This window comes from Martelella sp. AMO21009 (assembly GCF_053484295.1).
The window spans coordinates 102,174-115,032 of the sequence record NZ_JBAKFR010000007.1; the positions used below are offsets into that span (position 1 = coordinate 102,174).

General features: G+C 62.4%; 12 protein-coding genes. 5 read left to right on the forward strand and 7 right to left on the reverse strand.

What is annotated here, in order from left to right:
• The first annotated feature begins 147 nt into the window (after positions 1-147).
• Positions 148-552, forward strand: a complete 405-nt coding sequence (locus V6766_RS10735) for a type II toxin-antitoxin system PemK/MazF family toxin (protein WP_448466261.1) — start codon at positions 148-150, stop codon at positions 550-552.
• Positions 553-790: 238 nt separating this feature from the next.
• Here the strand turns inward: V6766_RS10735 and guaB are convergent, their stop codons facing one another.
• Positions 791-2,293 carry an IMP dehydrogenase gene (guaB, locus tag V6766_RS10740; protein WP_448430796.1) on the reverse strand — a complete coding sequence of 501 codons (1,503 nt, stop codon included), beginning with the start codon at positions 2,291-2,293 and terminating at the stop codon, positions 791-793.
• Between the two features lie 182 nt (positions 2,294-2,475).
• Positions 2,476-3,465, reverse strand: a complete 990-nt coding sequence (locus tag V6766_RS10745) for an MBL fold metallo-hydrolase (RefSeq protein ID WP_448466263.1) — start codon at positions 3,463-3,465, stop codon at positions 2,476-2,478.
• A gap of 188 nt (positions 3,466-3,653) precedes the next feature.
• Between V6766_RS10745 and V6766_RS10750 the strand changes: the two genes are divergently transcribed.
• The 3 genes from V6766_RS10750 to glpK all read left to right on the forward strand — a co-directional run bounded on the left by V6766_RS10750 (position 3,654) and on the right by glpK (position 8,176).
• Positions 3,654-5,063 (forward strand): MFS transporter, encoded by a 1,410-nt coding sequence (locus V6766_RS10750; protein WP_448466265.1) that lies wholly within the window; start codon positions 3,654-3,656, stop codon positions 5,061-5,063.
• Positions 5,064-5,158: 95 nt separating this feature from the next.
• On the forward strand, positions 5,159-6,661 hold the full coding sequence (gene glpD / locus V6766_RS10755) for a glycerol-3-phosphate dehydrogenase (protein WP_448466267.1): 1,503 nt from the start codon (positions 5,159-5,161) through the stop codon (positions 6,659-6,661).
• Between the two features lie 24 nt (positions 6,662-6,685).
• A complete protein-coding gene (glpK, locus tag V6766_RS10760) occupies positions 6,686-8,176 on the forward strand; it encodes a glycerol kinase GlpK (RefSeq protein ID WP_448466269.1) in 1,491 nt (496 codons plus the stop codon).
• Between the two features lie 355 nt (positions 8,177-8,531).
• Here glpK and V6766_RS10765 read toward each other — a convergent pair whose 3' ends face one another.
• The 5 genes from V6766_RS10765 to V6766_RS10785 all read right to left on the reverse strand — a co-directional run bounded on the left by V6766_RS10765 (position 8,532) and on the right by V6766_RS10785 (position 11,610).
• A complete protein-coding gene (locus tag V6766_RS10765; protein ID WP_448466271.1) occupies positions 8,532-9,026 on the reverse strand; it encodes an N-acetyltransferase family protein in 495 nt (164 codons plus the stop codon).
• 62 nt (positions 9,027-9,088) lie between these two features.
• Entirely contained in the window at positions 9,089-9,601 is a 513-nt protein-coding gene (locus tag V6766_RS10770) for a lysozyme inhibitor LprI family protein (protein ID WP_448466273.1), read from the reverse strand.
• 138 nt (positions 9,602-9,739) lie between these two features.
• Positions 9,740-10,060 carry a TraR/DksA family transcriptional regulator gene (locus V6766_RS10775; protein WP_448466275.1) on the reverse strand — a complete coding sequence of 107 codons (321 nt, stop codon included), beginning with the start codon at positions 10,058-10,060 and terminating at the stop codon, positions 9,740-9,742.
• Positions 10,061-10,113: 53 nt separating this feature from the next.
• Positions 10,114-10,524 carry a universal stress protein gene (locus V6766_RS10780; RefSeq protein ID WP_448430775.1) on the reverse strand — a complete coding sequence of 137 codons (411 nt, stop codon included), beginning with the start codon at positions 10,522-10,524 and terminating at the stop codon, positions 10,114-10,116.
• A 72-nt stretch (positions 10,525-10,596) separates the two neighbouring features.
• Positions 10,597-11,610, reverse strand: a complete 1,014-nt coding sequence (locus V6766_RS10785) for a LysR substrate-binding domain-containing protein (protein WP_448466277.1) — start codon at positions 11,608-11,610, stop codon at positions 10,597-10,599.
• Between the two features lie 259 nt (positions 11,611-11,869).
• Here V6766_RS10785 and ytfQ point away from each other — a divergent pair, with 259 nt between their 5' ends.
• Positions 11,870-12,820, forward strand: a complete 951-nt coding sequence (ytfQ, locus tag V6766_RS10790; RefSeq protein ID WP_448466279.1) for a galactofuranose ABC transporter, galactofuranose-binding protein YtfQ — start codon at positions 11,870-11,872, stop codon at positions 12,818-12,820.
• Positions 12,821-12,859: the final 39 nt, after the last annotated feature.

Genomic DNA, 12,859 nt, shown 5'->3' on the forward strand with positions numbered 1-12,859 from the left:
CGCTCCTTGGCTTTCGGCCCATGCGCCTCTGGGCTGAGAGCAAGGAGCCTCAAAGCAAGCTGTAATGAATGGCCTATACTAAAAAGGTAGTCAGACTTTCAAAATCCGTGCATTCTTAGGTTGAACGACCCAAGCACGGAAATGTAAATGCCGATAAATTTCCACCCGCATGCCGGAACGATACTTGTTTGCGACTTCAAGGGATATATCGAGCCTGAGATATGCAAAATTCGTCCTGTAGTTGTAATTACTCCCCGGCTGCCCCATAGAGGAAAACTTGCAACAGTTGTGCCGATTAGCCTCACCCCACCGAAACATGATGAAAAATACGCGGTCAAGCTGTCAAGAAATTACCACCCAAAAGAAGAAGACGATCTGACCTCTTGGGCGAAATGCGATCTCGTGGCGAATGTTTGTTTTCAAAGGCTTTCCGGGTTCAAGGTGGGACGGAGAAAATGGGACACACCCAAAATGAGCGAGGAGGATTTGAAGGCCGTGAGAGCTGGTGTTCTCTTTGGCTTGGGCTTTCTGGACTTGATTAAAGCCGTTTAGGATATTATCTAATCAGTGTTCCCGTTTATCGGGCTTTAAGACCTAGATTACTAGGCAGGTTGCTCGCCGAGCGATGACAAGCTTTGAGCAACCTAGACTTTCGTTATTTGTCCAAAAGCCTCGCTCATGCGGGGCTTTTGCGTTTCTGACCTTCGGCATTGCCTGCCATTTTCATCGACACGTCGAGAAACAGCACTGTCGCTTCCCGCCCAACGAAGACGCTGAGCAGGAAAAGACGTCAAACGCTACCCGGATAGTTCGGGCTTTCGCGGGTGATCGTCACATCATGGGCGTGGCTTTCGCGAAGGCCGGCGTTGGATATCTGGACGAAGGTCGCCTTTTCCTGGAAGTCGGGGATGGTCTTGCCGCCGACATAGCCCATGGCTGCGCGTAAGCCCCCGCCGAGCTGGTGCAGCACGGCGCCGGCAGGACCCTTGTAGGGCACCTGGCCCTCGATGCCTTCCGGCACAAGCTTCAGCGTATCGCGCACTTCCGCCTGGAAATAGCGGTCGGCGGAGCCGCGCGCCATTGCGCCAACGGAGCCCATGCCGCGATAGGCCTTGAACGAGCGGCCCTGATAGAGGAACACCTCACCCGGGCTTTCATCCGTGCCGGCCAAGAGCGAGCCGACCATGACGGCAGATGCGCCGGCGGCGATCGCCTTGGCCATATCGCCCGAAAACTTGATTCCGCCATCGGCGATCACCGGAATGCCGGCATCGCGCGCGGCCTCGGCGGCGGCCATGACGGCCGCCAGTTGCGGCACGCCGACGCCGGCGACGATGCGGGTGGTGCAGATCGAGCCCGGACCGATGCCGACCTTGACGGCATCCGCGCCGACATCGATCAGCGCCTTGGTGCCGTCCGAAGTCGCGACATTGCCGGCCATGATGCGCACCGAGTTCGACAGCGTCTTCACCCGGCCGACCGCATCCAGAACCTTCTGCGAATGGCCGTGGGCGGTGTCGATGACGATCAGGTCGACGCCGGCATCGACAAGCATCTCAGCGCGCTGATAACCGTCATCGCCGACCGAGATCGCGGCGGCGGCACGCAGGCGACCCTGCGCATCCTTAGAGGCATTGGGGTTGAGCTGCGATTTCTCGATGTCCTTCACGGTGATCAGCCCAACGCAGTGGCCGCGATCGTCCACCACCAGCAGCTTTTCGATGCGGTGATGATGCAGCAGGCGCTTGGCCTCCTGCTGCTCGACCGTCTCGCGCACGGTGATCAGGTTTTCGCGCGTCATCAGTTCGTAGATGCGCTGTTCGGGGTTGGAGGCGAAACGGACATCGCGATTGGTGAGGATGCCGACGAGGCGGCCCGAGGTGTGGCCATCGCTGGTGCCCTGCTCGACTACCGGAATGCCGGAGATGTGATGGGCCTTCATCAGCGCCAGCGCTTCGGCGAGCGTTGCATCGGGACCGATCGTCACCGGATTGACGACCATGCCGCTTTCGAACTTCTTGACCTGGCGGACCTGTTCGGCCTGTTCATGGGGCGAGAGGTTGCGGTGGATGACGCCGATGCCGCCGGCCTGCGCCATGGCGATGGCAAGCCGGGCCTCGGTGACGGTATCCATGGCGGAAGAGAGGATCGGCAGGTTGAGGTGAATGTCCTGGGCGATCGTGGTCGAAACATCGACTTCGCCCGGCATGACCTCGGAATGACCCGGCTGCAGCAGCACATCGTCGAAGGTGAGCGCCTGCATGCCGGTCGCGGCCTGAATGATTTGCGCCATGGCCAATTTCCTTTTCAAAATACGAAATGGCCCGGAAGGATTTCCCCATCCGGTCCCTTGCAAGATAATCCTGGAAGTTGGCGAGTGCTCGTAACACGAAGATGACGGCTTGGAAATAGCAATCCGCAGCCGTGACTGCGGATTGCAGGGTTTTCCAGCAAAGCTGTGGCGCTATTGAGGTCTCAAAGCGCGAACTGGTAGGTTTTCGGCATGAACATATAGCCCTGATCAGTCTTCTCGACATAGCCGACCGCGGGGAACGGCATGTGATAGCCGAGGAACGGGATTTTCTCGGCCGCAACCATGTCGAAGACCTGTTTCCGGGTCGCAGCCGCCGTCTCCTTGTCCATGTCGAAGCGCACCTGCCAGTCCGGCCGCTGCAGCGACAGAACATAGTGATTGGCGGTGTCGGCCGTCAGCAGCAATTGCCTTCCGCCCGATTCGAGCATGAAGATCATGTGGCCCGGCGTATGGCCGAAAGCCTCCATGGCGGTGATGCCGGGGGCCACCTCATCGCCGCCGGTGATGAAACGCGCCTGGTCGGCGAGCGGCACGACCAGCTTCTTGACGCTCTCATGCCCGCCTTCCGCCGGCGTGCCCACCCGCGCCTCATCGCTCCAGAAGGCGTATTCCTTTTCGCCGAACACATAGCTGGCATTGGGAAAGGCCGGCCCATCCTCTTCCATAAGCCCGTTGATGTGGTCGCCATGCATGTGAGTGATCACCACGACGTCGATATCGCCCGGCTGATAGCCGTTTGCCTTCAGCCCCGCCATAAGCTGGCCCGCGCCCCAGGAGCGGCCGGCCGGGCCCATGCCGGTGTCGAACAGGATCGTCTGCTCGCCGGTATCGACCAGCACCGGCGCGAAGCCGTTCACCATCTTGTCCTCGGGCAGGAAGTTTTCTTCCAGAAGTGCTGCAACATCGGCGGGATCCTGCCCCGTGCCGAAGGTTTCACCCGGATTTTCCATCACGCGGGTGCCGTCCTCGACCACGACCAGCTTGAAATCGCCGAGATTGAAGCTGTCGGTCCGGGGCCCCTGCGCCGTTTCCATCATCTCTCCGTCGGCGGCGATCGCGCTGCCGCCTCTTGCAATAAAGGGCGCGGCAAGTGCGGTAATGCCGGCTGTCGCCATCAGGCGGCGGCGGTGAATGCCATTGTCTTCTGCCATCATCGTCCTCCTTGAAATGAAACCATTGAGTTTGGGGAGAAAACCACGGTTTCAAGACAATGCGCCGATTTCGGCCGCGCGCCGGCCTCACTTTTGCGTGAAACGCCGCGTGATTATCATTTGGCGTTTCGGGCGGCGGGGTCTAATAAGTATGCCTTTCGCATGTTTCTGACAGAGAAGTCCCGCCAATGAATCCCGTCGTTCCGCTCATCATGGCTGTTGCCCTGTTCATGGAGAACATGGATTCGACGGTGATTTCCACGGCGCTGCCGGCGATTGCCGCCGATCTCAATGTCGGGCCGATCACGCTGAAACTGGCGCTGACGACCTATATGGTGGCGCTGGCGATCTTCATTCCGGTCTCGGGCTGGATGGCGGACCGGTTCGGCGCGGCCCGCGTGTTCCGCTCCGCAATCCTCGTGTTCCTGCTCGGCTCGGTGGCCTGCGCAGTCTCCGGCAACCTGCTGGAATTCGTCGGCGCGCGTTTCCTGCAGGGCATGGGCGGGGCGATGATGACGCCGGTGGGCCGCCTCGTGATCCTGCGCACCACCGACCGCTCCGAACTGGTCCGCGCCATGGCGCTGCTGACGATCCCGGCGCTGGTGGGGCCGATGGCGGGGCCGCCGGTCGGCGGTTTCATCACCACCTATTTCTCCTGGCACTGGATCTTCCTGATCAATGTGCCGATCGGCATTATCGGCCTCATCATGTCGGCCATTTTCCTGCCGGCGATCAAGGACGAGCCAGTGTCGAACCTCGACTGGATGGGGTTTTTCCTGGTGGCGACCGCCGCATCCGGCATCGTCTTCGGCATGTCGGTGATCTCGCTTCCGGCCCTGCCGCCAGCAACCGGGATCATTACCACCTTGATCGGCATCGCGGCAGCACTTGCCTATCTCTGGCACGCACGGCGCAGGGCCAACCCGCTCCTGAACCTGAAACTGTTCCAGACGCCAACCTACCGCGCGGCTGTCGGCGCCTCGGCCTTCTTCCGGATGGCGACCGGCGCGTTTCCGTTTCTGATGCCGCTGATGCTGCAGCTCGGCTTCGGGCTCAACCCGTTCCAGTCCGGCATGATCACCTTTGTCGGCGCGGTCGGCGCGCTGGTGATGAAGTTTGCGGCGCCACGCGTCTTCTCCGCCTACGGCTTCCGCACTGTGCTGATGATCGCGGCACTGGGCGCCTCGCTGCTGACGATGAGCTTCGCCTTCTTCGAGGCGACGACGCCCTATATCATCATCGTTACGCTGCTGTTTGCCACCGGGCTCTGCCGCTCCTTCTTCTTCACCGGCGTCAATGCGCTCGGCTATGCCGATATCGAACCGGCGCAGGCGAGCCAGGCGACCGCCTCCACATCGATGTTCCAGCAGGTCAGCCTCGCGCTCGGCGTCGCCTTCGCCGCCACCATCCTCGAGGCCACGGCGTGGTTCACCGGCGAGGGGCTCACCGTCCAGCATTTCCATATCGCCTTCCTCGTCGTTTCCTTCATTTCGCTGGCCGCAATCATTCCGCTGCTGCGGCTTGACGCTGACAGCGGCTCGGCCGTTTCCGGCCACAGGCGGCTGAAGCCGGAGACCAGCAGCGAGGCAGCGGAATAAGCTCGCAAAACGTCAAAACGAATATTTACGAACATTTTCTTTGACAAAACGAACCTGCCCGCGCATGCTTGCACCGTTCAGAAGCGGGAGCATGCATGTCGGAACCTGTCGACATTTTCGTTATCGGCGGCGGCGTCAACGGTGTCGGCGTGGCGCGTGATGCGAGCGGCCGCGGCCTGACGGTCGCGCTCGCGGAGATGAACGACCTTGCCTCTGCCACTTCCTCGGCTTCGACCAAGCTCTTTCATGGCGGGCTGCGCTATCTCGAATATTACGAGTTCCGGCTGGTCCGCGAGGCGCTGATCGAGCGCGAGGTGTTGCTGAAGGCGATGCCGCACATCTCGTGGCCGATGCGCTTCGTGCTGCCGCATCACAAGGGCCTGCGCCCGTGGTGGCTGGTGCGGCTCGGCCTGTTTCTCTACGACCATCTGGGCGGCCGCAAGATCCTGCCCGCCACCAGGGCGCTCGATCTCTCGCGCGACGAGGCCGGCAAACCGCTCAAAAGCGAATATCGGCGCGCATTCGAATATTCCGACTGCTGGGTGCAGGATGGCCGCCTCGTCTCGCTGATGGCCCGCGATGCGGCCACGCGCGGCGCGAAGATCATGACTCGCACGCGGGTGACCGGGGCCGAGCAGGTGACGAGCGCAGATGGCGCGACGCTGTGGAAACTCTCGCTCGAAAACGCGGAAGGCCCGCTGCCGCCCGTCCATGCCCGCGCGCTGGTCAATGCCGGCGGGCCATGGGTCGCCGATCTGCTGAAGGGCACGCTCGGCATCGACACGAAGGAAAAGGTGCGGCTTGTGCGCGGCAGCCATATCGTCACCCGCAAGCTCTTTGACCACGACCGCTGCTACTTCTTCCAGGGCTCGGACGGCCGCATCATCTTCGCCATTCCCTACGAGCAGGAATTCACCCTGATCGGCACCACCGATCAGGACCATCACGGTCCGGCCAGCGAAGCCAAATGCACGCCCGAGGAAGCGGACTATCTCTGCCGCTTCGCCTCGGAATATTTCGAAAAGCCAGTGACCCGCGACGATATCGTCTGGACCTATTCAGGCGTGCGGCCGCTTTATGATGATGGCGCTTCTTCCGCCACAGCAGCCACCCGTGACTATGTCCTTTCGCTACGCAAGGAAGGCGCGCCGCTGTTGAGCGTCTTCGGCGGCAAGATCACCACCCATCGCAAACTTGCCGAGGCGGTTATCCACAAACTGTCCCACTATTTTCCACAGGCGGGCGGTGACTGGACAGCGGTATCGACCCTGCCCGGTGGTGACTTTCCGGTGGCCGAGACGGCGACCATGCCCGACAGGCTCGTGCGCGATTACCCCTTCCTCGACTATGCCGCAGCGCTCCGGCTGATCCGCAGCTATGGCAGCGAGTGCTGGGATATGCTGGGGCCGGCGAAAAGCCCCGCCGATCTCGGCCGGTATTTCGGCGGCGGGCTCTACGAGGCGGAGGCGCGCTGGCTGGTGGAAAAAGAATTCGCGCGGACGGCGGAGGATATCGTCTATCGCCGCACCAAATGCGGCCTTAGGATGAGCGTGGATGAAATCGCCGCGCTGGACGACTGGCTGAAGGCGGCGCACTGATAACAAGACGGGGAGGAGAAACCCATGGGCCATATTCTGGCGATCGACCAGGGAACGACATCGAGCCGCGCCATCATCTTCGACGATCAGATGAAGATCGTGGCCTCCGCCCAGGAGGAATTCCCCCAGCATTATCCGGCCTCCGGCCATGTCGAGCACGACCCCGCCGACATCTGGTCGACGGTGGCCGCAACCTGCCGCGAGGCAGTCGAGCGCGCCGAGGTTTCGACCGCCGATATCGCCGCGATCGGCATCGCCAACCAGCGCGAGACCGTGATCGTCTGGGACCGCGAGACCGGGCGGCCGATCCACAACGCCATCGTCTGGCAGGACCGGCGCACCGCCGACCGCTGCGCCAAGCTGCGCGAGGACGGCCATGAGAAATTCATCACAGCAGCCACCGGCCTGCTGCTCGACCCCTATTTCTCCGCCACCAAACTCGCCTGGCTGCTCGACAATGTGGATGGTGCACGCCAGCAGGCGGCAGACGGCAAGCTCGCCTTCGGCACGGTCGACACCTATCTGATCTGGCGGCTCACCGGCGGGCGCTCCCATGTGACGGACGCCACCAACGCGGCGCGCACCATGCTCTACAATATCGACAAGGGCGAATGGGATGCCGATATCTGCAAGCTCCTCGACATTCCGCAGGCGATCCTGCCGGAGGTGAAGGACTGCGCCGCCGATTTCGGCATGACCCGGGCCGATCTGTTCGGCCGCGAAATCCCGATCTACGGCGTTGCCGGCGACCAGCAGGCGGCAACCATCGGCCAGGCCTGCTTCGAACCCGGCATGCTGAAATCCACCTATGGCACCGGCTGTTTCGCGCTCCTCAACACCGGCGACAGAATGGTTGCCAGCAAGAACCGCATGCTGTCGACGATCGCCTACCAGTTCGACGGCAAGCCCACCTATGCGCTGGAAGGTTCGATCTTCATCGCCGGCGCGGTGGTGCAATGGCTGCGCGACGGGCTGAAGGTGATCCGCCATGCCCGCGAAACCGATGCGCTGGCGAAATCCGCCGATGCGAAACAGACGCTCTACATGGTGCCGGCCTTCACCGGCCTTGGCGCGCCCTATTGGGATGCCGAAAGCCGCGGCGCGATCTTCGGGCTGACCCGTAATTCCGGCCCCGCCGAATTCGCCCGCGCGGCGCTTCAGAGTGTGGGATACCAGACCCGTGATCTGCTGGAAGCGATGCAGGACGATTGGGGCAGCGCCGACAGCGCCAACATCCTGCGCGTCGATGGCGGCATGAGCGCCAATGACTGGACCATGCAGTTTCTCTCCGACATTCTGGGCGTTCCCGTCGACCGACCCAAAGTGGTCGAAACCACCACGCTGGGCGCTGCCTGGCTCGCCGGCAGCCGCGCCGGGCTCTATCCCGACCGCAACGAATTCGCGAAGATCTGGGCCCTTGACCGCCAGTTCACCCCGTCCATGGACGAGGCCACCCGCGAACGCCTCTACAAGGGCTGGAAAAACGCCGTCAGCAGGACGCTTGGGGCGATCTGACTGCGTGACGCACGGGACTTTTCAATAAACCACCTGCCTCTCCCGCATCATCCTCGGCTTGCCCCCTGTTGGGGCAAGCGTATCGCATATGACTTTTTCGCATAGCCCCCAAGTCTTCTCGCCCCGGAGGGGAGAGATGTCGCGAAAGCGACAGTGAGGGGGGAGTCTATCCCCGCGAAAGCCCTCGTATGTGGAAATGCTGCATCACCCTCACTGCCCCTTTCGGGGCATCTCTCCCGCAAGCGGGAGAGAGTATCGGGAGCAAGCTGCTACGCCATATGCGATGCCCCTGCATGTCGGGAGGGCTCTGAGAAACAAGGCGCTGAAGCCGCGGCTTTGTCGGCAGCTTGCTGCCCTACTTAGCAAACAGATACTGCATGGTGACGAGGTCGAGCCAGCGGTCGAACTTGGTGCCGACCTCGGGGTAGCGGCCGGTGTGGAAGAAACCGAGCTTTTCGTGCAGCGCGATGGAGCCGGTATTGCCAGCCTCGATGGCGGCGATCATCGCATGAACGCCCGCCTTTTTCGCATAGGCGAGCAAGCCCTCCATCAGCGCCCGGCCGATGCCGCCTCCGCGTACATCGCTGCGGACATAGACCGAATGTTCCACCGTATGGCGATAGCCGTCAAAGGCCCGCCAGTCGCCATAGCTCGCATAGCCGAGGACCGCGCCGTCGCGCTCGGCCACCAGCACCGGAAAGTCCCTGGCGCGGCGCGCGGCCAGCCAGGCCTTGCGGTTGTCGAGATCGACCACGATCTCGTTCCAGATCGCGGTCGAATTGATGACGGCGTCGTTGTAAATCTCGAGAATGGCCGGAAGATCGGCCTCCACGGCATCGCGTATCAGCATGGCTTCACCTGAATTGGGTTTGCCCCGGCTTTACAACGCCGCGCCTTCGCCGTCCATGCGGTTCAGTTTTCCTGCCACGCGGTCGCGAGATAGATATACTGCTCCGCCGTCATCTCCAGCTGGCAGTTCGAAGACAGCGTTGAGGCGATCGTGCCGCCCATGCCGAGCGCATACTGAAAGGTGCAGGACGCGTCGCGGAAGGGAATCCAGGCGCGCTGCATGTCGCGCAGGCTGTCGGCGATCTTGTACATGATGCGCGGATCGTCCGCGTTCATCTTGTCGAATTTTTCGGCGCGCGCCATCAGCTCCTTGTAGGTCGCGTTCAGCTTCGCGTCCCAGAAGGCGGTTTCCTTGCCAGTACATTCCGCCATGCCGACGGTGGTCGAGCCATAGTCCGATGCATCGACGCATTTTGCCGTGGCAAGCCCGATACAGGCGCGCATCGCATCCGCCGTATCGGCCGCCGCGAGGCAATCCGCCGTCGGCGCGTCGGAATACTTGACCTGTTCGTCCTGAGCGAAAACCGGCCCGGCCAGCATCAATGCCGCCGCCAGCCCCAATACGAACCCCTTCATACGCACCTCCCTGCTTTTGTGTTGACCGAAAGCATAGTGCGAAGGGCGGGGAAGTGGAAACCCGTTTTTCAGAAACCCGAAAGGGCCGGAGAAAAACGCAGCATCGCGCGGGTTGGGGCGCGATGCTGCTTTGGCCGGTCAGAGCTTGGCAGCGCATGCCTTGCAGAACGGCGTCTGCGGCACGACTTCCAGACGCTCCTCGGAGATCGGCTTGCCGCACTTCACGCATTTGCCGTAGGTGCCGGCCTCGATGCGCTTCAGGGCGGCGTCCAGCGCCTTCAACTCGTCCGAGCCGACATGGCCGAATTCCTCCAGCACTTCGTCGTTTTCGGCTTCGGTCGCCCGGTCCGCGCTGTCGGGATTGCGGGTGCGGCCGAGATCGTCATCGATCCGGTGCAGCCGTTTCAGGATTTCGGCCTGGCGCGTTTCCAGCACGGCCTTGTAATGTGCAACGTCCATGATTGTTCTCCTCGGCTGTCCAGCCTTACGGCCGGACGCCCTCATTGATACTGTTATCTGCGCACCAGCACCGAGCAGACGGCATGGCGCACGACCCTGTCGGCGGTCGATCCCAACAGATAGTTCGAGAAATCGGGCCGATGCGAGGCGATGATGATCAGGTCGGCGCCCTGCTCCTTGGCGCAGGCAAGAATTTCGCGCGCCGGCGGGCCGCTGCGCAATTCGATCTCAGCATCAATGCCGGTGTCGTCGCGCAGCTTCACGAGCTTGTCCTGCGCCTCGTCGGTGGCGTTTTCGATGAGATCGGCCGGCACGTCGATCGCGAGGTAAGAGGGCACTTCCTCCACCACGTGGAGGAGAATGATCTTCCCGCCTTCGTCCAGAAGGCTGGCGGCTTTCCTGAAGATATCGGCGCCCTTGTCGAGGGTCGAAATATCGACAGGAACGATGATCTTCGTAAACATGGCTATGTGCTCCCTTGTGCAGGATTGATGCCCTCAATCTGCCCCTCTCACAGGAGCGCGCATTGACTAAGATCAATTCTGCGGGCGCCGCGCGCCGCTTTCGGGAAACTGGTCGGGATGGAGCGCGATCTCGCGTTCGATCAAGGCCAGCACGCGCTTGACCGGCGGCGGCTGCAGCGCCGAAACGCGCTGGATGATCGAATAGGCGCTGACATCGATGCCCTCGCGCACGGGCAGTTGGCAGATCGCCGCGCCGAGCTTGCCGCCGGTATGAAAGAAGTCCGCCACCGGGCGCGCGACCGGCGTCACCGCGTCTGTCTCCGCGATCATGGCGAGCGAGAGCAGCGGCGACGTGGTGACCAGGACATGGCGGGGAAGCTGGAAGCCGTTGGCCATCAGATGCGCCTCGACCGAGCGCCGCAGCGGCGTGCCGACAGGCTGCATCACCCAGTCATAGTCAAGGCACTCGCCGATCGAGATCGACTCCCGGCCGGCGAGCGGATGGTGAACGCCCGCAATCATGGTCACCGGCTCGACGCCGAGCGGCCGCATGGTCACGGATTTCGCGTCCATATCCTCCGGCAGGCGACCGATGTAGAAATCGACAGCGTGGGAGAACAGCGCCTCGGCGAGCTTGTCCGAGGTATCCACCTGCACCGAAACTTCGATCTCGGGAAAATCTCTCCTGAGCTGCCGGATCACCGGCATGATCAGTTGCAGCGAGGGGCCGGTCACCGCGCCCATGCGCACCAGCCCGCGCGCGCCCTCGACGATCTGCGCGATCTCGCGATGGGCGTAATCGAGCTGGTTGAGGATAACCAGCGCCTGCTCGGCCATCGCCTGGCCCGCCTCGGTCAGTTCGACGCCGCGGCCGTGGCGCTCATAGAGCTTGGCGCCCACCGTGTGCTCCAGTTCCGACAACAGCCGGGAGGCCGCGGACTGGGTCATGCCGAGCTGGGCGGCGGCCGATGATATCTGGCCCTTGCGGTCGAGCAGCGCGATCAGACGCATCTGAGAAAACCGCAGTCCGCGCCGGATGAATTCGTCCTGTCCGCTGTAGCGCTCGCCGTCTGACGTCATATCCATACCATTTCTGCTATATCAGAAACACGATTATTCATTTGTCCCTATAGCGGTAAATTGCAACACTCCCCTCATCGCAAGGACATTTTTTGCGGGAAGCCGGGCCGGGAAACCTGCCGGCTGCCGCAAGACGAACGGTCGTGGCGGGAGGACATGCCCCCGACCGTGCGGAATGTCTCGGCGTATTGCCGGGCGGCTCATAGGCGCCGCCCGCATCTGCGGCAAAGCCTTGCCGCGTTCTGTTAACGGGAGGACATAACAGATGAAGTCTCTATTGCTTACAACCGTCGCCGCCATCACCATGACGGCAGCCGCCGCCTCGGCCCAGACCGTCGGCTTCTCGCAGATCGGCTCCGAATCGGGCTGGCGCGCAGCGGAAACCACGCTCACCAAGCAGCAGGCCGAAGAGCGCGGCATCGACCTGAAATTCTCCGACGCCCAGCAGAAGCAGGAAAACCAGATCGCCGCCATCCGCGCCTTCGTGGCCCAGGGCGTTGACGCCATCCTGCTCGCGCCGGTCGTTGCCACCGGCTGGGACAGCGCGCTGGAAGAAGCCAAGGATGCCGACATTCCGGTCGTCCTGCTCGACCGCCAGGTCGACAGCTCCGACGATCTCTATCTGACGGCGGTCGGCTCCAACCTCGTGCATGAGGGCGAAGTGGCCGGCGGCTGGCTGGTCGACGAGGTCGGCGACAAGGATTGCCGCGTTGTGGAACTTCAGGGCACGACCGGCTCCTCGCCGGCGATCGACCGCGCCACCGGGTTCCGCAATGCCATCGATGGCCATTCCAACATCGAGATCGTCCGCAGCCAGACCGGCGACTTCACCCGCTCGCAGGGCAAGGAAGTCATGGAAAGCTTCCTGCAGGCCGAAAACGGCGGGGCCGATATCTGCGCGCTCTATGCGCATAATGACGATATGGCCGTCGGCGCCATCCAGGCGATCAAGGAAGCCGGCCTGAAGCCCGGTTCCGATATCCTGATCGTCGCGATCGATGCCGTTCCGGACTATTTCCAGGCCATGGCCGCCGGCGAGGCGAATGCCACCGTGGAGCTGACGCCGAACATGGCGGGCCCCGCCTTCGATGCTCTGGAAGCATACTGGGCCGACGGCACCATGCCGCCGAAATTCATCCAGACGGAATCCAAGCTCTACACCCAGGCAGACGATCCCGCGGGTGAGGCGGAGCGCCGCAAGAGCCTCGGCTACTAAGCCATCCTCCCGGGCGCGGTCGGGGTCATCGGGGTCCCG